This is a genomic window from Bradyrhizobium sp. RP6 (assembly GCF_003837805.1).
Taxonomy (GTDB): domain Bacteria; phylum Pseudomonadota; class Alphaproteobacteria; order Rhizobiales; family Xanthobacteraceae; genus Bradyrhizobium.
Genome location: NZ_RQIT01000002.1, coordinates 687,321 through 709,842, shown reverse-complemented (window position 1 = coordinate 709,842; position 22,522 = coordinate 687,321). Strand labels below are relative to the sequence as shown.

Here is a 22,522-nt window from a genome sequence, read left to right as displayed (position 1 = left end):
TGCGTCCGGGGGCACGAGATCGAAGTCTCGCTGAACCCCTCACTTCTGCGGCAGGTTCACCCGCACATGCAGTTCGCGGAGCTGCTTCGTCGTGGCTTCCGAGGGCGCGCCCATCAGGAGGTCCATGGCTTGCTGGTTCATCGGGAATAGCGAGATTTCGCGCAAGTTCGTGGTGCCACAGAGCAGCATCACGATGCGGTCGACACCCGCGGCCATGCCGCCATGCGGAGGGGCGCCGTACTGGAAGGCGCGGTACATGCCGCCGAAACGCTCGACCACTTCCTGCTCGCCGTAACCTGCGATCTCGAACGCCTTCACCATCGCCTCCGGCACGTGGTTGCGGATGCCGCCGGAGGCGATCTCGTAGCCGTTGCAGGTGATGTCGTACTGGAACGCCTTGATGGTCAGCGGATCCTGGCCCTTCAGGGCCTCGAGGCCGCCCTGCGGCATCGAGAACGGGTTGTGCGAGAAGTCGACCTTCTTGTCGTCCTCGTTGTACTCGTACATCGGGAAGTCCACGATCCAGGCGAGCTCGAACCGCTCCTTGTCGGTGAGGTTCAATTCCTCGCCGACCTTGTTGCGGGCCAGGCCTGAGAACTTCCAGAACTTGTCGGGATCGCCGGCGACGAAGAAAGCGGCATCGCCTTCCTTGAGGCCGAGCTGTGCGCGGATCGCGGCGGTGCGCTCAGGCCCGATGTTGTTCGCGAGCGGGCCTGCGCCCTCGCCGCCCTCGCGCCACATGATGTAGCCGAGGCCGGGCTGGCCTTCGCCCTGCGCCCACGAATTCATGCGGTCGCAGAACGCGCGGCTGCCGCCGCCCGGTGCCGGGATCGCCCAGACCTGGTTCTTGGGGTCTTCGAGCATGCGCGCAAAGACCTTGAAGCCGGAGCCGCGGAAATGCTCGGAGACGTCCTGCATCTCGATGGGGTTGCGCAGGTCCGGCTTGTCGCTGCCGTATTTGCGCAAGGCTTCCGCGAACGGAATCCGCCGCCAGCCCTTCGTGACCGGCTTGCCCTTCGCGAACTCTTCGAACACACCGGTGATGACAGGTTCCATCGCCGCGAACACGTCTTCCTGGGTGACAAAACTCATCTCGACGTCGAGCTGGTAGAACTCGCCCGGCAGACGGTCGGCGCGCGGGTCCTCGTCGCGGAAACAGGGCGCGATCTGGAAGTAGCGGTCGAAGCCCGACATCATCAGCAGCTGCTTGTACTGCTGCGGCGCCTGCGGCAGCGCGTAGAATTTTCCCGGATGGATGCGCGAGGGCACCAGGAAGTCGCGCGCGCCTTCCGGCGAGGATGCGGTCAGGATCGGCGTGTTGAACTCGAAGAAGCCCTGCCCCTCCATGCGCCGGCGCATCGACTTGATGATCTCGACGCGCGTCATGATGTTCTGGTGCAGCTTCTCGCGACGCAGGTCGAGGAAGCGGTACTTCAAGCGGATGTCTTCGGGATATTCCTGGTCGCCGAACACCGGCAGCGGCAGATCGCCGGCCGGGCCCAGCACCTCGATCTCGCTGATATAGACCTCGACCTTGCCGGTCGGCAGATCGTCGTTGTCGGTGCCCTCGGGGCGGCGGCGGGCCTTGCCGTCCATCCGCACCACGAATTCCGAGCGCAGCTTCTCGGCCAGCGAGAACGCCGGCGAGTCCGGGTCGACCACGCACTGGGTCAGACCGTAATGGTCGCGCAGGTCGATGAACAGCACGCCGCCATGATCGCGAACGCGATGGACCCAGCCTGACAGGCGGACCGTCTCGCCGATGTTGCTCTCGCGGAGCGCGCCGCATGTATGTGACCGGTAGCGATGCATGGTCGTCCCAAAATCAATGTCGGAGGATGCGAATCGAACGGCCTGTCACGGCCGGTCCGAGATTGCGGCAGGGTTTACCCCGGGAGGACCAAGGCGGCAACCAAGGGAACGCCCTGTTTTGGGCCGGAAGTGCCCATTTTCAGGGGCCGAGCCTTTGCCATCAGGCGTTCCAGCCCTATCTTGAGCCTATGACGGTGCATTTCCCCTTCCAGAACTCCTATTCGGCGCTGCCGGACAGCTTCTTCGCCCGCGTCGCGCCGACCCCCGTGGCTGCGCCCGGGCTGATCAAGCTGAACCGGCCGTTGGCGGTCCAGCTCGGGCTCGATCCAGACCTCCTGGAGACCCCTGAGGGTGCCGAGATCCTGGCCGGCAAGACGGTTCCCGCCGGAGCCGACCCCATTGCCATGGCCTATGCCGGCCACCAGTTCGGGCAGTTCGTACCCCAGCTCGGCGACGGCCGCGCCATCCTGCTCGGCGAGGTGATCGACAGCGGCGGTGTCCGTCGCGACATCCAGCTCAAGGGCTCGGGCCCCACCCCGTTCTCCCGCCGCGGCGACGGCCGTGCCGCGCTCGGGCCGGTCCTGCGCGAATACATCGTCAGCGAGGCGATGTACGCGCTCGGCATCCCGACCACGCGCTCGCTCGCCGCGGTCGTCACCGGCGAGCACGTGATCCGCGAGACGGCGCTGCCCGGCGCGGTGCTGACCCGCGTCGCCTCCAGCCATATCCGCGTCGGCACCTTCCAGTTCTTCGCCGTCCGCCGCGACACGGAGGCCATTCGGCGGCTCGCCGACCATGTCATCACCCGCCACTATCCGGACCTGCTTCAATCGAAGCGGCCCTATCACGACTTGCTCGCGAGCGTTGTCGCGCGCCAGGCCGAGCTCGTGGCGCGCTGGCTCCTGGTCGGCTTCATCCACGGCGTGATGAACACCGACAACACGTCGATATCAGGCGAGACCATCGATTACGGCCCCTGCGCCTTCATGGACGCCTACAACCCCGCGCAGGTCTTCTCCTCGATCGACGAGATGGGCCGTTACGCCTACGCCAACCAGCCGCGCATCGGCTTGTGGAATCTGACGCGCCTCGCCGAATGCCTGCTGCCGCTGTTCTCCGACGAGCAGGAGAAGGCGGTCGCGGAGGCCCAGGACATTCTCGGCGCCTTCTCCGACCAGTTCAGCGCGGCCTATCAGGTCGGCCTGCGCAGCAAGGTCGGCCTGTTCACGGAGCGCGACGGGGACGATGCGCTGATCCAGGACCTGCTGGATGCGATGGCGAAGAACCAGGCCGACTTCACCCTCACCTTCCGCAAGCTGGGTGACGCCGCGGCCGATGACCGCGCGGACGTGCGCGCGCAATTCATGGAGCCCGCCGCGTTCGACGAATGGGCCGGCCGCTGGCGCGCGCGCCTCGCGCTGGAGCCGCAAAGCGCCGTCGAACGGCAAGCCGCCATGCACTCCGTCAATCCGATGTTCATCCCGCGCAACCACCGCGTCGAAGCCGTGATCCGGGCCGCGGTGAACGACGACAATTACGAGCCGTTCGAGGAATTGGTGAAGGTGCTGGCGAAGCCGTTCGAGGATCAGCCGGACTACGCCGCCTATGCCGATCCGCCGCTGCCGGACCAGCGGGTCCTGCAGACGTTCTGCGGGACGTAGGCACAACCGTGGTGCGTAGGGTGGATTAGCCGAAGGCGTAATCCACCACCTCTCTCAACGACCGAAGGTAAAGAGGTAGATTACGCTTCGCTAATCCATCCTACAGGCCAACCCAGCCATCACACCCGCTCACCAAACTCACCGACGACCTTGTTGTCTCCGCCCCAATCCTCCGGAAACAATCCCGCGCGGACATCGCGATGAAAGGACGAGTAAGGCCAGTCACAAACCTTCGAGACGTGACCGTGCTTGACGGGATTGTAGTAACAATACTCGACGTGGCGTGCGTAATCGGCCTCATCGCGGATGAGATGCTCCCAAAATCGGCGCTGCCAGATGCCGCGTTCGTTGCGTGCGGCACGGACTGCGCTCAGCCGCTCGTTCGCCGGCAGTGCTTTTGCAAAACGTGTCTTGATCAACCGCCAACGGGCTGAAAAATTGGCGTCACCCTTTGGAAGTTTCCAGATCGCGTGCAGATGATCCGGCAAGACCACAAAAGCATCGATCTCGAATGGATGGCTTTGGCGCGTTGCGGCCACCGCTCCGCGTAGGATTTCGATCTTGTCCGTCAAGAGCGCTTGGCGTCGGTTGAGCAAATTCACCGTGAAGAACCAGCATCCCCCCGGAACAAATGCGCGGCGATAGTTGGACATGAGCACTCAATAGCACAACTTGACGTTGGCACACAGAGGTGGATTACGCCTTCGGCTAATCCACCCTACGACGTCGGCCGCCTGTGGAATGGGGAACCGCTGTTATCAAACTGAAACATACGCACTCTAATGGGCTGGCAGGGTCGTCTTGCCGGAGGCGTCCATCCTCTAACGGTCCCGACATAGCGCGCCATGCCCTTCAAATTCATCCACATCACCGACACGCATCTCGCGAACCCCGGTTCGACGCTTTATGGCCTCGACCCGCGGGCCCGGCTGGACGCTGCGATTGCCGACATCAACCAGCATCAATCCGACGCCGCCTTCGCGGTGGTGACAGGCGATCTCACGCATTGGGGCGAGGCTGAATCCTACGCCAATTTCGCCGAGGCGATGGCGGCGCTGAAAATTCCCTACATCGCGATGGTCGGCAATCACGACAAGCGCGTCACCTGCCTCGATGCGCTGAAGGCCGCGCCGCGCGATTCGAACGGCTTCGTGCAGGGCACGCGCACCACCGAGCACGGCCTGTTCGTCTTCCTCGACACGCTGGACGAGACCAGCCATGCCGGCGAGATGTGCGCTAAGCGCCTCGGCTGGCTGGCGAGCACGCTTGCGGCTGCGCCCGCGGACATGCCGCTCGTCGTATTCATGCACCATCCGCCCTTCCCGGTCGGCGTGCATGCGATGGACGAGATCGGGCTGAAGCAGAGCGCGGAATTTGCCGAGGTGATCGCGCCCTATCGCGCGCGCATCCGCCATCTCTTCTTCGGCCATGTGCACCGGCCGATCTTCGGCAGCTACGGTAAGATCCCGTTCTCGACGCTGCGCGGCACCAACCATCAGGTCTGGTTCGAGCTCGACCAGAGCGCGCCGCACCTTGCCAGCCACGAGCCGCCGGCCTACGGCGTCGTGCTGATCGACGACGAGAACCTCGTCGTGCACAGCCATGACTTCCTCGACCAGAGCCTGCGCTTCCCGTTCGCCCCGCCCGCGGGAATGGATGGCCGCGACTACGCGCTCAGTTTCCCGGCGCGGTGAGATGAGCCTCGCCGAACCCGCGACTCTCTCCGTCGCGACCCCGGCAGCGCCGCGCCTGCACATCCTCAGGCACGTCACGAAGCGTCTCAAAGCCTCGCTGCCGGCCTATCTGCTGCTGTTGCCCTCGCTGGTCTCCCTCGCGCTGTTCACGTATGGCGCGATGGGCCGCGTGCTCATCGACGCGCTCTACCAGCGCGCCACACCGAAGGCGCCGCTGCGCTTCGTCGGTCTCGACAACATCGCAGCGGTGCTGGCCGATGCTGCCTTCACCGGGGCCGTCGTCAACAACCTGATCTACGCCGTTGGCACGGCGGCGCCGAGCATCGCCCTCGCGCTGCTGTTCGCGCTGGCGCTGGCGCGCACCCATGCCGTGAACAGCGCGCTGCGCGCTGCGCTGTTCCTGCCGGTGCTGATCCCGATGGTCGCGGCGTCCGCACTGTTCCTGTTCATCTTCCTGCCCAATGTCGGCCTGCTCGACTACTACATCGGCCGGCTGCTTCCGGTGCTGCCGAACTGGCTCGGCGACCCCGACATCGCGCTCTATGCGATCATGATCATCACGATCTGGAAGAACGCCGGCTATTACATGCTGTTCTTCCTCGCCGGTCTCCAGGCCGTGCCCGAGGACGTGATGGAAGCCGCGCATCTCGACGGCGCCGGCCCATATCAGCGCCTGCGCCACATCATCCTGCCGGAGCTCAAGCCCACCTTTCTGTTCGTCACCGTCATCGCCATCCTCAATGCGGTGACGCAGGTCGACCACGTCTTCGTCATGACCCAGGGCGGGCCGTCCAATTCGACCAATCTCGTGCTGTTCTACATCTACCAGCAGGCGGTGGAGCATTACGACATCGGCAAAGCCTCGGCGGCGACGCTGCTGACGCTCGCAGCGCTGATGGGCCTCACCGCGCTCTCCTTCCGGACCATGGCGAACCGCGAGGGCGGGCCATGAAGCTGATCGACCGCCTGTTCAGGGACGCCCCGCTCGCCACCCGGGGCGAGATCACGCCCAAGCTCGGCTTCGCGCTGACGGTGCTGCTTGCGATCGTCTGGCTGATCCCGTTCCTGTGGATGGTCGTGGCGACGCTGCGCCCGGCCTCCGACGGCATCAACGCCATGGCCGAGCTGATGCCGAGCCTGAAGCCGACGCTCGACAATGTCAGGGATGCCTGGGAGATCGGCGATTTCCCGCGCTACACGCTCAACACCACGATCATCTGCGCCGGCATCCTGCTGGTGCAGTTCGTCACCATCACGCTGGCGGGCTTTGCCTTCGCCCGCCTCGACTTCGCCGGCAAGACGCTGATCTTCTACCTGTTCCTGATGCAGCTGATGCTGGTGCCGGTGCTGCTGATCGTGCCGAACCTGAGGCTCGTGGCGCAGCTCGGCCTCTACGACACGCTGGCCGGCGTGATGATGCCGTTCTTCGCCTCGGCTTTCGGCACGTTCCTGATGCGCCAGGCGTTCGAGGCGATCCCGACCGAGCTGGAAGACGCCGCCCTGATCGACGGTGCCAGCCTGCTCCAGCGCATCCGCCACATCTACGTGCCGCTGTCGATGCCGAGCTTCTCCGCGTTCGCCATCATTTCGGTGACCAGCCACTGGAACGACTTCCTGTGGCCGCTGATGGTGATCAATTCGCCCGACAAGCGTCCACTCACGGTCGGCCTCTCCGTCTTCACCAAGACCGCGGAAGGGACGCAGGCCTGGGGCACCATCGCCGCGGGCACGCTGATGGTGATCGCGCCGCTGCTCGTCACTTTCCTGATCTTTCAGAAACGCTTCATCAGCTCTTTCGTCACCTCAGGCATCAAATAGGAGATTTTCCGATGCTGTTCTCCCGCAGGCTCATGCTCGGCCTTGCCATGATAGGCACCATGGCAGGCGCCCTCGCCTTTCCGGCGCTGGCCGAAGGCCCCACCGAGGTCGACCTGTTCTTCCCCGTTCCCGTCGACGGCAAGCTCGCCCGCGACATGGGAACCCTGATCAAGGAGTTCAACGAGACCCATGCCGACGTCAAGGCGACCGCGGTCTACACCGGGTCCTATGACGATACGCTGATCAAGACGCGCGCCGCGATCAAGGCCGGCAAGCCGCCGGCCGCCGTGATCATGTCGGCCAACTTCCTGCTCGACATGCAGATCGAGAACGAGCTCACCAATCTCGACAGCCTGATCGCCGCCGACGGCACCACCAAGGAGAAGTTCCTGGGCCAGTTCTTCCCGGCGCTGCAGGGCAATGCGGTGATCAACCGTTCGGTCTACGGCGTGCCCTTCCACAATTCGACGCCGCTGCTATACATCAACGCCGACAAGGCCAAGGAAGCCGGCCTCGATCCGAACAAGCCGCCGCAGACCTGGGCCGAGCTCACCGACTGGGCCAAGAAGCTGACCAAGCGCGAGGGTGACAAGGTGACCCAATGGGGCATCGCGATCCCCTGCGCCTACGATTATTGCGGCTGGATGATGGAAACGCTTACCATGAGCAATGGCGGGCGCTACTACAACGAGGAGTTCGGCGGCGAGGTCTACTACGACACGCCCTCGATGCTCGGCGCGCTCACCTGGTGGAACGATCTCATCCATAAGCACAAGGTGCATGCGCCCGGCGCCACGCCCGGTCCGGCCGTGAGCACCTCCTTCGTCTCCGGCAATGCCGCGATGATGATGCTGTCGACGGGCTCGCTCACCTACGTGCGCGACAACGCCAAGTTCGCCCACAAGGTCGCCTTCATCCCGCGCAACGTCCGCAACGCCGTGCCGATCGGCGGCGCCTCGCTGATCATGCCGGCAGGGCTCGAGGCAGACAGGCAGAAGGCCGCCTGGACGCTGATCAAGTGGATGACCTCGCCCGAGAAGAACGCCTGGTGGAGCCGCGCCACCGGCTATTTCGCGCCCAACATGGCCGCCTACAAGACGCCCGACATGGTCGAATTCCTGGGCAAGAACCCCGACGCCAAGACCGCCGTCGAGCAGCTCGACGTCGCCAAGCCGTGGTTTGCGACCTACAAGACCGTCCCGGTCCGCAAGAACCTCGAGGACGAGGTGATGCTGGTCCTGAACGGCAAGAAGCAGCCGAAGGAAGCCCTCGCCGCGGCCCAGAAGGCCGCCGACGAGACGCTCAAGCCGTACAACGCGGAGACGTCGCTGAAGCTGCCGTAGGGCCGGCGACAACGCGCATACGACCTCGGCGCTCCACAGCGTGGAGCGCCGAATCCGTCGCTCGGCGAGGCGATCTCAGATCGTCACCACGATCTTGCCGAACTGCGTGTTGGACTCCAGAAAGCGGTGCGCCTCGACGATCTCCTCGAACCGGAACGTCCTGGCAATGATCGGCGTCAACGTTCGGTCCGACAGCCCATCGAGAATGAACGCCTTTGCCTTCGCAAGTCGCGCAGGATCGCGAATGATCTCGTGCACGAGGTAGCCGCGCAGTGTCAGGCTCTTGCCGAGCACGTTGAAGAGCGGGAACGGCGTCGGTTCGGAGCTCAAGCCGCCATATTCGATCAGGATTCCGCCCGGCGACATCGCCGCGGTCAATGGCTCGAATGCGGGGCCACCGACGGCGTCGAATATCACGCGGACGCCCTTTGAACCGGCGATCTCCAGCAGTTGCGCTCCGATAGGCTCCTCGTCCGAGACGACCACGTGAGCGGCGCCGGCATCGAGCAAGGGCCGCCGCTTGATCGAGGTCCGCGTCAGGGCGACCGGGACAGCGCCGATCCGGTTCGCAATCTGGATCGCCGCGAGCCCGACACTGCTCGATGCCGCCGTGATGGCGACGACGTCTCCTCGCATGAGTCCGGCAATGTCGACCAGCGCGCCGTAAGCGGTCAAATACTGCATCCACATCGCAGCGGCTGCCTCGAAGCCAAGCTCCGGCGGATGCTTCACGACGAGCTCGGCCGGAAACGTCGCTAGCTCGGCATAGGCCGGCCATCGCACCATCGACAGCGGCGGGACGATGCTCACGGCATCGCCTGGCACGAAGCTGGTCACATCATCCCCGACCGCTCCGACGACGCCTGCCGCCTCCAGACCCAGCCCCGACGGAAATGTCGCGGTCTCGATAAAAGTCCCCTTCCGCAACAGGGCCTCGGCACGGTTGAGACCGAGTGCCCTGACGCCGATCTGCACCTCGCCGCTTGCCGGCGGTGGAACATCGACGGTCTCGATGCGCAGCACTTCGGGACCACCATGTTGATGAAAGCGAACGACGCGGGCCATGGATACACTCCAAAACAGTTGAACTGAACGGAGCTATGCCGATCCGGCAGAAACGGATAAATCGCCTGGCCAAGCGAACAGTCGAAACCAGGAGTTTTCAATCATGGACCGCCTGACCAGCATGGCCGCCTTCGTCAGGGCTGTCGACCTAGGCTCGTTCGCGGCCGCGGCAGACGCGCTGGAGATGTCGGCGCCGATGGTCGGCAAGCATGTGCACTTCCTCGAAGAGCGCCTCGGCGTCCGCTTGCTCTACCGCACCACGCGGCGCCAGAGCCTGACCGAGGCCGGCCAGGCCTATTACGAGCGCTGCCGCGCGGTACTCGCCGAGGCGGAAGCCGCCGACGCCGTCATCACCGACGAGTCCTCCGAGCCGCGCGGCAGGCTGCGTGTGACCATGCCGGCCCTGCTGGGACGGCACTGCATCGCTCCCTTGCTGATGAAGCTCGCGCGGAAGTACCCGCATCTCGAGCTCGACCTCTCGTTCGGCGATCCGATCGCTGACATCATCGAGGCCGGCTACGATCTTGCGATCCGGACCGGCGATCTCGACGACCAGTCCGGTCTGATCGCGCGACGGATCGCAAGCCAGCGCATGGTGGTGTGCGGAGCGCGCTCGTATTTACGGACCAACGGCAAGCCAAAATCACTCGACGATCTCGCTGCACATCAGGCGATCATCTATCGCCGCTCAGGGCGCGTCAGGCCGTGGCTGTTCCCGCAGCAAGGCGAGTCTCCGCGCGAGATCATGCCCACAGGCAGGCTCAGGCTCGACGATTTGGAGGCGATCGCCGATGCCGCCGCGCAAGGCATGGGGCTCGCATGGCTGCCTTACTGGCTGGTTCGCGAACGCCTCGACACCGGTGCGCTGGTCCGCCTCTTCGGCGGACAGCGTGAATTCCTCTACGACTGCCACGCGCTGTGGCCCCGTTCGCCCCGGCTGCCGCCAAAGGTCCGCAGCGCCGTGGACACGTTGGCCGCCGCCCTGCCGAAGCTGATGACGTGACAGTGGCCTTGCCGCCATTAACTCCCCGTCCACCATCCGGCCTGCCCTGCCGCCGGTAACCACGAGAATTAACAGACCCTCAACGCACTCCCTACAAGTCTATCAATGTTTCTGGAGATTTCGCCGTGGATCTGTTGGTTATCGAGTTCCTGGGGCTGGCGCTGGTCGCCATGTGCGTGATCGTGGTGGCACTGCCCTGCGCGCGAAAACCCTCGCAGCGGGTTCGCTACGAATAGGATTTTGGTCAGAAAGTCCCGATTCCGGCCCGATGCAAGGCTCGAATTCGCTTAGAGCCCCTTGACATCACAGCACTTTCGGCAGAACGGCTGATACCAAGTGTCATGGGCCGTTCATGGATTTGATTACCACCACCGCTGACCTCGCGGCTGCCTGCAGCCGGCTGGCCAAGCACCCCGTCATCACCGTCGATACCGAGTTTCTGCGCGAAACCACCTATTACCCGCTGCTGTGCGTGGTGCAGATGGCAAGCGCCGAGGAGGCCGTGGTCATCGACACCCTGGCCGAGGGGATCGACCTCAAGCCGTTCTTCGAACTGATGGCCAATGAGGGCGTGCTGAAGGTGTTTCACGCCGCCCGCCAGGACATCGAGATCATCTGGCACCAGGCCAATATCATCCCGCATCCGGTGTTCGACACCCAGGTTGCCGCAATGGTGCTCGGCTACGGCGACAGCATCGCCTATGACGCGCTGGTCGAGAAGGTTACCGGCCACCGCCCGGACAAGACCCACCGCTTCACCGACTGGTCGCGCCGGCCGCTGACCAAGGAGCAGATGCATTACGCGGTGTCCGACGTCACCCATCTGCGCGATGTGTTCGCAGCGCTCGACGCCGACCTGAAGAAGCGCCGCCGCAGCGAATGGGTCTCCATCGAGATGGAAGTCCTGACCTCGCCGAGGACCTACGACTTCCACCCGGAGCGCGCCTGGGAGCGGCTGAAGACGCGGGTCCGCAAGCCCAAGGATCTCGCGGTGCTCATGGAGGTCGCGGCCTGGCGCGAGCAGGAGGCGCAGAGCCGCGACGTACCGCGCGGCCGCGTGCTGCGCGACGAGGCGATCACCGACATCGCGACCCACGCGCCGACCACGCTGGAAAAGCTCGCACATCTGCGCTCGGTGCCGAAGGGGTTCGAGAAATCCAAATGGGGCGCGGATATCATCGCCGCTGTCGAGCGCGGACTGGCGCGGGATTTCTCGAAGCTGCCCAAGCTGGAGAAGCCGCGCAACAACTCCAACGGCGCGGCCATCGTCGAGCTGCTGAAGGTGCTGCTGCGGATGACCGCCGAGCGCCACGCCGTCGCAAGCAAGGTCATCGCGACCGTCGACGATCTCGAAGAGATCGCTGCGGACGACGAGGCGGATGTACCGGCCTTGCGCGGCTGGCGCCGCGAGCTGTTCGGCGATGCCGCCTTGAAGCTCAAGCGCGGCGAGCTGGCCCTTGCGATCGAGAAAGGCCGCGTGATCGGGGTTCAGCGGGCGTAGGGCCTCGTTGCCAACTGCCAACGCGAAAGCAATGTTGCACCGTTATCCTGAGGTGCGAGCCGTGCGGTGCGAAGCACGGGACGGGGAGCCTCGAAGGATGCACGCCCCCGCTGCTGGAGCAGGGACGTCGCCCTTCGAGGCTCGCCGAAGAGGCGAGCACCTCAGGGTGACGGCTTTGGGATTTGGGCTTATTGCTTCCACCCCATCATTGCGAGGAGCTCTTGCCAAGAAGCAATCCAGACTGTTCCCGAGGAGGAATTCTGGATTGCTTCGCGGAGCCTGTCATCGGGCCGCGCTCTGCGCGGACCCGTTGGCTCGCAATGATGGAATTTGATGCGACAGCGTGCCCTACGCCGGCGTCAGCTTGGCCACTTCGCCCTTCATGTCGTTCAGCACACCAGAGATCGACGCGACCAGATCGTCGATCTGGGCCTTGGTCGTGATCAGCGGTGGGCAGATGGCGATGGCATCCAGCATGTTGCGCGAGATCACGCCGCGCTCCTGGAGCATGCGGCTAGCGATGCCACCGATAGCGCCCGGCGTCGCCGCTGCGGTCTTGCGGCCCTTGTCGAGCACGAGCTCGAGGGCTGCGATCATGCCGACGCCGCGGACCTCACCGACCAGCGGATGGCTCGCGAGCTCGCGTAAGCGGCCCTGCATGTAGCCGCCGAGCTCGGCGGCATGCGCGACCAGGCCGCGCTCCTCCATGATCTTGAGGTTCTCAAGCGCAATCGCAGAGCCGACGGGATGGCCGCCCGCGGTGAAACCGTGGCCGAGCACGCCGATCTTATTGCTCTCGTCCGCGATCGGCTCAAACATGCGATCGTTCAGGATGATCGCCGACAGCGGGAAATAGCTCGAGGTAATTTGCTTGGAGACCACGATCGCGTCGGGCTTGATGCCATAGGTCTCGCAGCCGAACATCTTGCCGGTGCGTCCGAAGCCGCAGATCACCTCGTCGGCGACCAGCAGGATGTCGTACTTCTTCAGGACCTTCTGGATCTTGTCCCAATAGGTCGCCGGCGGCACGATGACACCGCCAGCCCCCATCACCGGCTCACCGAAGAAGGCGGCGATCGTATCGGGCCCCTCCTTCTGGATCAGCGCATCGAGCTCCTCGGCGCGGCGCGTCGCGAAGGCTTCCTCGCTCTCGCCGGGCGCGCCGTCCTTGTAGAAATGCGGCGAGCCCGTATGCAGGATATTCGGCAGCGGCAGGTCGAATGAGCGGTGGTTGTTCGGAAGGCCCGTGAGGCTCGCTGAGGCGATGGTGACGCCGTGATAGGCGCGCAGGCGGCTGATCACCTTCTTGCGCTGCGGCTGGCCGAGCGCATTGGAGCGATAGGCGATCAGCTTCAAGACCGTGTCGTTCGCCTCCGAGCCGGAATTGGTGAAGAATACCTTGCTCATCGGCACCGGCGCGAGCGCGACCAGCTTCTCGGCGAGGTCGATCGAGGGCCCATGCGATTTGGCGGAGAATGTGTGGTAGAACGGCAGCGCCTGCATCTGCCTGTGCGCCGCCTCGACCAGCCGCTTCTCGTTGAAGCCGAGCCCGACGCTCCATAGGCCGGCCATCGCTTCGAAATAGCGCTTGCCGGTCGCGTCGAAGACATAAGGCCCCTCGCCGCGCTCGATCACGAGGGGGCCCGCCTGCTGATGCGTGCGCGCGTTGGTGTAGGGATGGAGCTGATAGGCCACATCCCGGGCCTCTTGCGAATTGGGCAGCATGGACATTTGCGAAGATCCTTGAAAGCGTCACGTCGCAGGCAGAGCCGGCGTCATCACTTGATGGCAGGTACCTTGGCTATTGCGACAGCGCAAAACATGCAACGCCAATTCATCGGCAGCAAACGCTCAGCAGCGATGCACAAAGCCGCATGTCACAAATCCGCACATGACAGAACCGCTCATGGGCAGAACCGCAAACGACAGAACCGCGCGGGGGCAGCTCTCACGCCGCGCCGTCATCGCCACCATCGTCGGCGGCGGCACCGGCTTCCCTCACCTCCACCAGCGCCATCGAGAGCAAGTAGAGTGTCGTGGGCAGACCAAGCCTGCGCGCCCTCTCGGCGGCACGCGACAGGTCGCTCGCCAGCTCCTTGAGCTCCTCTCCCCGTGACAATCTCTCACCCCATCCGCCAGTTGCGGACGCCTACACCGCAACGGCGCCGCTGGTTCTGATCAGTTCGGCGCTGGACTGCATTGTAGCAAAATTTCCAATGACATTCACTACCGCATACCTGTAGGCGGCGGCATCGTCCGTGCCCGGCTGACGGCAAGCCGCGGCGTCAGTGACCACCTGGTAGCGATGGCTGCGATGAAACCCGTCGACGGCGGTGGCCAGGATCGTCTCGTCCAGGGAAAAGCCGATCACAATGCAGCGCGTGGTGCGGATGCTGGACATGTAGTCTACGAACCGCGACGAGCTGTAGGCGGACGGCAGCGGGTGCTCGAACGTCATCTCCCCCGGCCGCGGCCTGGTTTCCGCGATCCAATCGGTCAGCCCCGATGCCGGATTGAACCAGGCCGCCTGCGCGATGCGCTTCAGATGCATGACCGGCCACAGATTGCTGCGCCACAGCGTGAGGAGTTCCAGGCAACGCGCCGTCACCGCATCGCCGTCGAGGACGACATGACGACGGCCCGGGGTCAGATATTCGACCTGAAGATCCGCACAGACCAGGATCGGCGGATCATCATGCATGGAAGCCAGCATTTTGTTGCGCGCAGCTGCACCAGTTTCAACGGTCGGCAAATGCGAGGTCCCGCAGCGGTGAGGTCACCGCCCGCCCCGCCGAGGCATCAAGCACGCCCGGCCGGTCCCAATCGCCCTCGGGACGGATAATCACATAGGGATCGCTGTCCAGCGTGATGGCGTCCGGACCCGGCTCGATCTCCAGCAGCATTTCTGTGTAGGAGAAATCCGAGAACGTGATCTTGCGGTTATGACCGAGCGGCTTGGCGCCGAAATGGGCCCAGAAATCGACCAACCGGTCCTGCGCCTGGCCGTAGATCTTGCGAAAACCCTTGCGCTTCACATAATCGACACTGGCCTGGACCAGCTTGAATGAGACGCGCGAGCGCCGATACTGGTGACGCACCGCAAGCCGCTCCACCTTGGCGAAATCGCCGAAGAAGCGCACCCGCAGGCAGCCCGCAGGCTCATTGCCGACGAAGCCGATGAAGTGCGCGGCGACCATGTCGTTGCCGTCGAACTCCTCCTCGAACGGACAATCCTGCTCGGCGAGATAGACCGCCGAGCGGATGGCCGTCACCAGCATGAGATCGTTCGGATCGCGCGCGAGGCGGATGGTGATGGCGCGGGAACAGGGTTTGGCGAGAGGAATCCTAGTACCGTGCATCTGCAATGCTCCTTGATTGGATGATCGCGCCTGGCATGCCCACCGGCTGCCGATGCCAGGGACGCTCGTAGCACCAAAGGTCGGGTTGGAAGCTCGGGACCGGCACAAAGCCCGTCGACTTCATGATGTCGCGGCCGGCCACCGTTGACGGCTGCGCATAGCAATCCGCGCCGCGAAACCTTATCTGCCGGAGATGAGCCGCGGCCTTGCCGAGACCGGCGATGCCGCGGCCCGTCGCCGCGATCGCCCAGATGTAGATGGCTGCGACGTCCTCGTTCGCCGACGCGAGATAACACGTCTCCGGCGCGGTGAGACAGATCTCGTCGAGCAGCAGCGCATCGTGCCCGCGATCATTGAGAAACAGGAAGGCCATACCGCCGACGAGGTTGCCTTTCCGGCTGAACGTCAGGATACTCTGCGGGTCGAACGTGAAGTACCTCGCAAGCTCCGCTGCGCCGATCTGCACGCCCGGCACGAGCCGGTGTGCCATATCCGAAAGCGCCGCAATTTCGGAGAATTGCGCGCAACGGACCTCGACATCCGGGCTCAGCGGCAAGGCATCGAATTCATGCCTTGCGGCAAACGGGCCCCTTTCCATACTCATGTCACGCCTCTATCGTTCGAGGCTTTCGTGCCCCGCTATGACGACGAGCTTAGCGGTTGGGGATCAGGAGTATGCAGCAGTTATTGCACCGGGGTGCTGCGATGATGCAGCACCGTGAAGAAGCCCTGGATGCGTCCTGGGACGATTTGAAGCTGTTTTTAGCGTGCGCAAAATATAAAAGTTTTCGCAATGCCGCCGAGGAGCTCGGGCTCACCTCCACGACCTTGATGCGCCGCGTCGACCGGCTCGAAGAGAGCATCGGATGCAAGCTGTTCCTGCGCGACCAGAGCGGGCTCACGCTCAGCGATGAAGGCACCGCAATGATCGCCGACGTTGCACATATGGAGCGTCATGCCTTCAACGTCTTCCGCCGCGCCTCGCGATCGTCGAACGACACCTCGGGCACCGTGCGCGTCGCGGTGACGGAAGGCCCCGGCAATTTCTGGATCCTGCCGCGACTGATCGACTTCCAGAAGACCTACCGCAAGATCACCGTCGAGCTGCGTTGCGCGATGGAGCAGGCCGACGTCGCCCGGCTCGAATCCGATATCGCGATCCAGCTCGAGCCGCCGACCAATCCCGATCTGATCGTCACCAAGCTCGGTCGCCTGCACATCTATCCCTTCGTCTCCAAGGAATACGAGAACCTCTACGGCGTACCGGCAACGCTCGCCGAATTGAAGAACCACCGCATCATCAAGCAGAGCGCGCCGCAGGTCGACGACGGCGCCTATGCCCGCGTGCTCGGACTGAACTCGCTCGAGGGCATCGTCGGCATCAAGACCAACTCGTCGGTCGGCGTGCTCTATGCCGTCGAACGCGGCGCCGGCATCGGCTTCCTGCCGACGGTGTCGATCGCGCTCGGTGCGCCGCTCGTTGCGGTCGATCTCGGCGTCAGCCACCACGCCGATCTCTGGCTCACCTATCACAGGGAGTTTCGCACCTCCGAGCGTCACAAGATCGTCGTCGACTGGCTGAAGAAAATCTTCGATGCCAGGACCTATCCCTGCTTCCGCGACGAGTTCATCCATCCGAATGCGCTGGTGCCGATGATGACAGCCGTGCGCGAGGGGTTTGGATTGGCGGGCTATGTCGCGGCAACGCCGACGTGAGCATGATCTCGTCGGAAAACCGCTACGCACTGTTCCGAATCATGCTCGCGCTCACCATTTGTATTCGAAGCCGACCGTACCCTGGTGCAACGTGAGCTCCTTGCGGAACTTGCCGTCGTAGTTGACGTACAGCCGTGCCACGTTGGTCAGGCTGAGCGAAGCCGAGGCACCGGCATCCGCGCCGTAACGGCTCTCGCCGATGCCGGGCACCACGATGCTCTGGGTGCCCAGGCTGACCTGAATGGATCCCAAGTCCTGGTGGACATTGTCGACGAACTTGCTGTAGGCGGAGAGGTCCAGAATCTTCTGGTCGAAGATGAAGTAGCGGCCGATCTCGGCGCCGATCATCACGCGTGCGCGGGAGAGCGCCGTCGAACCGACGTTGAGCGGGTCGAGCCCACCGGATTCCTGGAACGCGGCACTGGTGGCGCGCACATATTCCAGCGCGCCCTTGGGCACGATGCGCATCTGGTCCTTGGTCCAGTAGTAGCTGATCTCGGTCAGCGCACCGTCGACCGCGGCGTGATAGCCGGAGGTCGCAAGGCCAAGACCGGTGTCGCGGCTGGAATGGACCTTGCCGAAACCGTGCACCAACGCAAAGGCCCAGGTCCAAGGGCCCTTGTCCACCGAGCCGTTGAAGCCGAACTGAGTGAGATCGAGCGTTGCGGACTGCAGCGCGAGCGGCACGTCGATGTCGGTGTGGCTCTGGTCGATGGAGAAGCCGATGTTGACACCGGGCGCGAGCCGCGCGCCGAGACCGGCGACGCCGCCAAACGTTCTGCGCTTGTCGCCGACGAAGTCACCCTGCGCGTCGGTCCGGACTGACATGCCGTAGCCTTCGAACCAGGTACGGTAGCGCGGATCTTCCACGCTCGCGGAGGCACCGCTGCCTCCGGGATTGGTCCGGAACGATCGGTTGAAACCATTGGCGGCCTGGTTGCCCAGCCGCTCCAGAAATCCCGAGCCGAAATTGAGCATGCTGTTGCCGGCCGACTGATCGTAATTGATCGCCGTCGGCAGCGGGATCGGCGTCGGCGACGGTGTGGGCGTCGGGGTCGGAGTGGGTGTCGGGCTTTGCGCGAGGACGGATGTCGCGGCCGACATCGTTACGACCAGCGCAAGCGCCATATCTGCCAAGGCCTTGGCTGCAAAGGTGTTGGCGACCGCAGCGATCCGGCGGACGCGGTCCAGCCCGATCGTCTGCCGTGTCCCGGACGGCTGCGAGGTGCAGCGCATGGCGACTAATCCCGAAGCAAATGTGGCGGCCAGCAAAAATGCAACACGAGCGGCTCGCGCTATGTGGCGATTTGTGCCGAACTGCAACGAAGGGTCAACCGGTTGGCCCGCTGCCGCTAAGGCTATTGCCCTCGATTGTGGTTCCGCGGCCACAGGTCGCAAATAGCAGATGATGGCACCGATCGCGGTCTTGAAATTCGCGCTTTGCTTGCTAACGCGCGCTTTTCATGTTGCAATATCGGACACAATCGGAATTGGCCGCTCTGCTGTGCGTTTCGCGACATTGAGACTCAAGACTCGAACAGACTTCCGGAAGCCCGTTTGTGGCGTGGCACGCGAAAAGCGGCCGCGTCTTTTTTGTATCTAGTGGAGGAGACTAACGATGCCGCAGAAGGGCACCGTCAAATGGTTCAACCCGACCAAGGGCTATGGGTTCATCAAGCCGAATGGCAGCGACAAGGACGTGTTCGTCCATATCTCCGCCGTCGAGCGTGCCGGACTCTCCACCCTCAACGAAAACCAGGTGGTTGAATTCGACCTCGTGGAGAACCGCGGCAAGACATCCGCGGAGAACCTCAAGGTCTCCTGATGTCTCTCGAGCCTGACAAGCGAGAGATCATGACGTTGCCCCCGGCTCTGCCGGGGGATTTTGTTTGGAGCGAGCGCATGGCTCAGCAATCCGGATATTGCTTGGTCGCCAATAACACTAAATGGCGCGAGCTGCGCGAGGCCGTGCTCGATCTTGCCTCGTCCGATCAACCTCGATTTCGCTGCAAAAACCTGGAAACCGGAGGCCCGAGCCAGTGGGACGGCGAGTGGTTCTATCACTGGACGAGCAGCGGATCGGCTTAGATGGAATGGGCTGAACTATCCACCGAGACTACGCAGCAACGCGAACTTGTCCGCGCAATCCTGAAACGCATCCGCTTTGCGGGAGAGGAAACGGCCGCGGGTTTCCGCGTCTACGGATATGTCCGCAATGGCGAGGCAGTAGGTTACATCGCGTAAGCCTGAAGTGCCCGGCTCAGCCCACCACCGGCGCAATCAGGAAATTCTCCGACGCCGCGCTGCCCGTCGTCTTGCAGACATCGCCCTCGATCTTGACCTTGCCGGTTGCGAGCAGCCGCAGCGCTTCGGGATAGATGCGGTGCTCGACTTCGAGGATGCGCTCCGACAGCGTATCCGCCGTGTCGTGGTCGCTGACGGGCACCGCGCCCTGCATCACGATCGGGCCGGCGTCGGTCTCGGGGATGACGAAATGCACGGTGGCGCCCGACAGCTTGACGCCGGCGCGCAGGGCCTGGCCGTGCGGATCGAGGCCGGGGAAGGACGGCAGCAGCGAGGGATGGATGTTGAGCATCCGCCCGTACCAGGCCCTGGTGAATTCCGCCGTGAACAGGCGCATGAAGCCGCCGAGACAGATCAGCTCGATGCCGTGCCGGTCGAGCGCTGCCTGCAGCACCTTCTCGAAGCCTGCGCGGTCCTTGCCGAACGGCTTGCTTTCGATCACCTCGGTCTTCACGCCGCTTGCCCTCGCCCTTTCGAGTCCGAGCGCATCGGGCTTGTTCGAGACGACGAGCGAGATCTCCGCCGGGAAATCCGGCGTGCTGGCTGCCCTGATCAGCGCGGCCATGTTGGAGCCGCGCCCGGAGATCAGGATGGCAACGCGGCGCTTCATCACAGCGCCAGATCGAGGTGGCCGTTATAGACGACGCGATGCTCGCCTTCGGCCGGGATCACGGTGCCGAGCTGCGCCACGGTCTCGCCGGCGTCGGTGAAGACCTCGACGACCTCATCGACCTTGTCGGGCTCGACGATCGCGATCATGCCGATGCCGCAATTGAAGGTGCGCAGCATTTCCAGCTCGGCGATGCTGGCCTGCGCGGCCAGCCATTTGAACACCGGCAGGACCGGCAGGCGCGCGAGGTCAATGCCGACGCCGAGATGCTTCGGCAGCACGCGCGGGATGTTGTCGGTGAAACCGCCGCCGGTGATGTGGGCGAGCCCCTTCACCGCGCCGGTTTCGCGGATCGCACGCAGGCAGGATTTGACGTAGAGCCGCGTCGGCGTCAGCAGCGCGCCGCCGAGCGTCATCACGGGCGCGAACGGCGCCTGTGCCCCGAAGCCGAGGCCGGATTGTTCCACGATCTTGCGCACCAGCGAGAAGCCGTTGGAATGCACGCCTGATGAAGCAAGACCGATCACGGCGTCGCCAGCGGCGATGTCCTTGCGCGGCAGCAGCGTACCGCGCTCGGCGGCGCCGACGGCAAAGCCGCCCAGGTCGTAATCGCCGTCCTTGTAGAGGCCGGGCATCTCGGCGGTCTCGCCGCCGATCAGGGCGCAGCCGGATTCGCGGCATCCCTCCGCAACGCCCGCGACGATCGCGGCGGCGGCCTCCGGATCGAGCTTGCCGCAGGCGAAATAATCCAGGAAAAACAGCGGCTCGGCGCCCTGCACCACGAGGTCGTTGACGCTCATGGCAACGAGGTCGATGCCGATGCCGCCATGCAGCCCGGTCTCGATCGCGATCTTGACCTTGGTGCCGACACCGTCGGTCGCGGCCACGAGGACGGGGTCCTTGAAACCGGCCGCCTTGAGGTCGAACAGGCCGCCGAAGCCGCCGATCTCGGCGTCGGCGCCCGGCCGTGCGGTGGCGCGCACCATCGGCTTGATCAGGTCGACGAGGCGGTTGCCCGCGTCGATATCGACGCCTGAATCGGCGTAGGTGAGGCCGTTTTTGCGGTCGGTCATGCCCGATTTCCAGTGGGTTTGCGGCTGGTTACGTCGAATTCCGGGGACACGCAATGGCTCGCATGGCGCCCCGCCCTATACTATGTAGATATCAACCGGTTCAGCCTCCCGAGGGGGTCGGATTCGAGGTCAGGCCGGGTGCCGGGAAGCGCTTTCGTGAGTATTCCGAACATCATTACCCTGGGCCGCATCATGCTGGTCCCGATCATCGTCTGGGCCATCGTGTCGAGCCAGATGGAGGTGGCATTCGCCGTCTTCTTGATTGCCGGCGTCAGCGATGCCGTGGACGGCTTCTTGGCCAAGCGCTTCAATATGACCAGCGAGCTCGGCGCCCTGCTCGATCCTCTCGCGGACAAGGCGCTGCTGGTCTCGATCTACATGGCGCTCGGCATCTGGGGTGCGATCCCGCGCTGGATCGTGATCCTGGTGGTCTCGCGCGACATCATGATCGTCGCCGCCGTGATCGTATCCTGGCTGTTCGACCGGCCCGTCGAGATGAAGCCGTCGAAGGTGTCCAAGCTCAATACCGTGGCACAGGTGGCGTTCGCGGCGCTGGTGCTGGCGGCGCTTGCCTTCGGCTTCAAGCCGGCACCTTATGATATCATCCTGATGGGCCTCGTCACGATCTTCACGCTCTCCTCGGTGTCGCTCTATCTCGTCGAGTGGCTGCGGCACATGAGCACGATCGAGGCCAAATGAGCCGGGATGCGGCCCTGCAAAAGGCCAAGTCTCGCAAGATCAAGTCTCGCAAGATCAGTCTCGCAAGATCAAGTCGAACCTCTTCAAACGGGCCGGCGCGCCGGCATGGAGCAAAGCAAGCGTGGCAGGCCGCGTCCACCCCCGACAATTGGCGTTCTCACTGCCGCATGCGGAGAGCCTCAGCCGGGACAACTTCCTCGAAGGCCCCGCCAATGCGGCCGGTCTCGGCCTGATCGACAGCTGGCCGGAATGGCCGAACCGGATCATGTGGCTGGCCGGCCCGGAAGGAAGCGGCAAGAGCCATCTCGCCGCGATCTGGGCCGAGGAAGCCGGCGCCCGCTCGACCACGGCCAATTCACTGACCGCGGCAGCCGTTCCGGGCGCGCTCGCTACCGGCGCGCTGGTGGTCGAAGATCTCAAGGCCAGGAGTTTTGACGAGCGCGCCCTCTTTCACCTGATGAACCTTGCCCGCGAGGACGGCGCCTACGTCCTCCTCACCGGACGCGAGGCGCCGGCTTCGCTGGAGGTCGAGCTTCGCGACCTGCGCTCGCGGCTGCGGGCTGTTCCGGTGGTCGCGCTGCTGCCGCCCGACGACCAGCTCTTCCGCGGCCTGATCGTCAAATTCTGCGCCGACCGCCAGCTCACCGTGGACGAGAGCGTGGTCGGCTACCTCGCCACCCGCCTGGAGCGCTCCTCGGCGGCCGCCCGGCAGGCCGTGGAGCTGCTCGACAGCGAAGCCCTGCGGCTCGGCCGTCCCGTCACCCGGGCGCTGGCCGCCGAGCTGCTCCGGGACGCCTGATCGGCCCGCGCCTGAAGCCCGCTTGACCCGGCGGAGCGCCGGAACATCAATGTCATCGAAACGTC

The 22,522-nt window shown here is 64.2% G+C and carries 23 protein-coding genes; 12 read left to right on the top strand and 11 right to left on the bottom strand.

The genetic code is table 11. From position 1 onward, the window contains the following. Positions 1-39 precede the first annotated feature (39 nt). The gene (aspS, locus tag EHH60_RS08245; RefSeq protein WP_124158937.1) at positions 40-1,812 is read right to left on the bottom strand and encodes an aspartate--tRNA ligase; all 1,773 of its coding nucleotides are present in this window, start codon (positions 1,810-1,812) and stop codon (positions 40-42) included. Between the two features lie 188 nt (positions 1,813-2,000). Here aspS and EHH60_RS08240 point away from each other — a divergent pair, with 188 nt between their 5' ends. Further along, positions 2,001-3,473 carry a protein adenylyltransferase SelO gene (locus EHH60_RS08240; RefSeq protein WP_124158936.1) on the top strand — a complete coding sequence of 491 codons (1,473 nt, stop codon included), beginning with the start codon at positions 2,001-2,003 and terminating at the stop codon, positions 3,471-3,473. A gap of 119 nt (positions 3,474-3,592) precedes the next feature. On the opposite strand, the gene EHH60_RS08235 is transcribed toward EHH60_RS08240, so the two are convergent. Continuing rightward, positions 3,593-4,126, bottom strand: coding sequence for an REP-associated tyrosine transposase (locus EHH60_RS08235; RefSeq protein WP_124158935.1), 534 nt, complete (start codon positions 4,124-4,126; stop codon positions 3,593-3,595). A 192-nt stretch (positions 4,127-4,318) separates the two neighbouring features. On the opposite strand from EHH60_RS08235, the gene EHH60_RS08230 reads away from it, so the two are divergent. The 4 genes from EHH60_RS08230 to EHH60_RS08215 are packed head-to-tail and all read left to right on the top strand — an operon-like array spanning position 4,319 to position 8,328. Continuing rightward, entirely contained in the window at positions 4,319-5,167 is an 849-nt protein-coding gene (locus EHH60_RS08230) for a phosphodiesterase (RefSeq protein WP_124158934.1), read from the top strand. 1 nt (position 5,168) lies between these two features. Further along, positions 5,169-6,119: a carbohydrate ABC transporter permease gene (locus EHH60_RS08225; RefSeq protein WP_199751345.1), complete on the top strand. Its 951-nt coding sequence runs from the start codon at positions 5,169-5,171 to the stop codon at positions 6,117-6,119. Further along, entirely contained in the window at positions 6,116-6,985 is an 870-nt protein-coding gene (locus EHH60_RS08220; RefSeq protein ID WP_124158932.1) for a carbohydrate ABC transporter permease, read from the top strand. Before EHH60_RS08225 ends, EHH60_RS08220 begins: the two co-directional genes overlap by 4 nt. Before the next feature lie 11 nt (positions 6,986-6,996). Beyond that, positions 6,997-8,328 (top strand): ABC transporter substrate-binding protein, encoded by a 1,332-nt coding sequence (locus tag EHH60_RS08215; RefSeq protein WP_124158931.1) that lies wholly within the window; start codon positions 6,997-6,999, stop codon positions 8,326-8,328. A 75-nt stretch (positions 8,329-8,403) separates the two neighbouring features. Here the strand turns inward: EHH60_RS08215 and EHH60_RS08210 are convergent, their stop codons facing one another. After that, positions 8,404-9,393 (bottom strand): zinc-dependent alcohol dehydrogenase family protein, encoded by a 990-nt coding sequence (locus EHH60_RS08210; RefSeq protein WP_124158930.1) that lies wholly within the window; start codon positions 9,391-9,393, stop codon positions 8,404-8,406. A 103-nt stretch (positions 9,394-9,496) separates the two neighbouring features. Between EHH60_RS08210 and EHH60_RS08205 the strand changes: the two genes are divergently transcribed. Together EHH60_RS08205 and rnd are read left to right on the top strand one after the other, a co-directional pair. Beyond that, positions 9,497-10,396 carry a LysR family transcriptional regulator gene (locus EHH60_RS08205; protein WP_124158929.1) on the top strand — a complete coding sequence of 300 codons (900 nt, stop codon included), beginning with the start codon at positions 9,497-9,499 and terminating at the stop codon, positions 10,394-10,396. A 352-nt stretch (positions 10,397-10,748) separates the two neighbouring features. Next, the gene (gene rnd, locus EHH60_RS08200; RefSeq protein WP_124158928.1) at positions 10,749-11,897 is read left to right on the top strand and encodes a ribonuclease D; all 1,149 of its coding nucleotides are present in this window, start codon (positions 10,749-10,751) and stop codon (positions 11,895-11,897) included. Positions 11,898-12,245: 348 nt separating this feature from the next. Here the strand turns inward: rnd and EHH60_RS08190 are convergent, their stop codons facing one another. The 5 genes from EHH60_RS08190 to EHH60_RS08175 all read right to left on the bottom strand — a co-directional run bounded on the left by EHH60_RS08190 (position 12,246) and on the right by EHH60_RS08175 (position 15,860). Then, a complete protein-coding gene (locus tag EHH60_RS08190) occupies positions 12,246-13,628 on the bottom strand; it encodes an aspartate aminotransferase family protein (RefSeq protein WP_124158926.1) in 1,383 nt (460 codons plus the stop codon). Positions 13,629-13,845: 217 nt separating this feature from the next. After that, positions 13,846-14,016 carry a hypothetical protein gene (locus EHH60_RS37460; RefSeq protein WP_162832002.1) on the bottom strand — a complete coding sequence of 57 codons (171 nt, stop codon included), beginning with the start codon at positions 14,014-14,016 and terminating at the stop codon, positions 13,846-13,848. Positions 14,017-14,046: 30 nt separating this feature from the next. Then, the gene (locus tag EHH60_RS08185; protein WP_124159084.1) at positions 14,047-14,610 is read right to left on the bottom strand and encodes an isochorismatase family protein; all 564 of its coding nucleotides are present in this window, start codon (positions 14,608-14,610) and stop codon (positions 14,047-14,049) included. Between the two features lie 25 nt (positions 14,611-14,635). Further along, on the bottom strand, positions 14,636-15,256 hold the full coding sequence (locus EHH60_RS08180; RefSeq protein ID WP_124158925.1) for a GNAT family N-acetyltransferase: 621 nt from the start codon (positions 15,254-15,256) through the stop codon (positions 14,636-14,638). Further along, a complete protein-coding gene (locus EHH60_RS08175; protein WP_199751344.1) occupies positions 15,243-15,860 on the bottom strand; it encodes a hypothetical protein in 618 nt (205 codons plus the stop codon). The genes EHH60_RS08180 and EHH60_RS08175 overlap by 14 nt, the downstream gene beginning before the upstream one ends. Positions 15,861-15,931: 71 nt before the next feature. Here EHH60_RS08175 and EHH60_RS08170 point away from each other — a divergent pair, with 71 nt between their 5' ends. Beyond that, positions 15,932-16,972 (top strand): LysR family transcriptional regulator, encoded by a 1,041-nt coding sequence (locus EHH60_RS08170; RefSeq protein ID WP_124158924.1) that lies wholly within the window; start codon positions 15,932-15,934, stop codon positions 16,970-16,972. 51 nt (positions 16,973-17,023) lie between these two features. On the opposite strand, the gene EHH60_RS08165 is transcribed toward EHH60_RS08170, so the two are convergent. After that, complete coding sequence (locus tag EHH60_RS08165) at positions 17,024-18,208, bottom strand: autotransporter outer membrane beta-barrel domain-containing protein (RefSeq protein WP_124158923.1); 1,185 nt, start codon at positions 18,206-18,208, stop codon at positions 17,024-17,026. Positions 18,209-18,590: 382 nt separating this feature from the next. Between EHH60_RS08165 and EHH60_RS08155 the strand changes: the two genes are divergently transcribed. Together EHH60_RS08155 and EHH60_RS08150 are read left to right on the top strand one after the other, a co-directional pair. Then, complete coding sequence (locus EHH60_RS08155) at positions 18,591-18,797, top strand: cold-shock protein (RefSeq protein WP_124158922.1); 207 nt, start codon at positions 18,591-18,593, stop codon at positions 18,795-18,797. A gap of 29 nt (positions 18,798-18,826) precedes the next feature. After that, on the top strand, positions 18,827-19,060 hold the full coding sequence (locus tag EHH60_RS08150; protein WP_124158921.1) for a DUF6678 family protein: 234 nt from the start codon (positions 18,827-18,829) through the stop codon (positions 19,058-19,060). Between the two features lie 172 nt (positions 19,061-19,232). On the opposite strand, the gene purN is transcribed toward EHH60_RS08150, so the two are convergent. Together purN and purM are read right to left on the bottom strand one after the other, a co-directional pair. Next, entirely contained in the window at positions 19,233-19,886 is a 654-nt protein-coding gene (gene purN, locus EHH60_RS08145; protein ID WP_199751343.1) for a phosphoribosylglycinamide formyltransferase, read from the bottom strand. Continuing rightward, positions 19,886-20,959, bottom strand: coding sequence for a phosphoribosylformylglycinamidine cyclo-ligase (gene purM / locus EHH60_RS08140; protein ID WP_124158919.1), 1,074 nt, complete (start codon positions 20,957-20,959; stop codon positions 19,886-19,888). Before purM ends, purN begins: the two co-directional genes overlap by 1 nt. Before the next feature lie 156 nt (positions 20,960-21,115). Here purM and EHH60_RS08135 point away from each other — a divergent pair, with 156 nt between their 5' ends. Both EHH60_RS08135 and EHH60_RS08130 read left to right on the top strand, forming a co-directional pair. After that, positions 21,116-21,658 carry a CDP-alcohol phosphatidyltransferase family protein gene (locus EHH60_RS08135; protein WP_124158918.1) on the top strand — a complete coding sequence of 181 codons (543 nt, stop codon included), beginning with the start codon at positions 21,116-21,118 and terminating at the stop codon, positions 21,656-21,658. 121 nt (positions 21,659-21,779) lie between these two features. Continuing rightward, positions 21,780-22,457 carry a P-loop NTPase family protein gene (locus EHH60_RS08130; protein WP_124158917.1) on the top strand — a complete coding sequence of 226 codons (678 nt, stop codon included), beginning with the start codon at positions 21,780-21,782 and terminating at the stop codon, positions 22,455-22,457. Positions 22,458-22,522 lie beyond the last annotated feature (65 nt).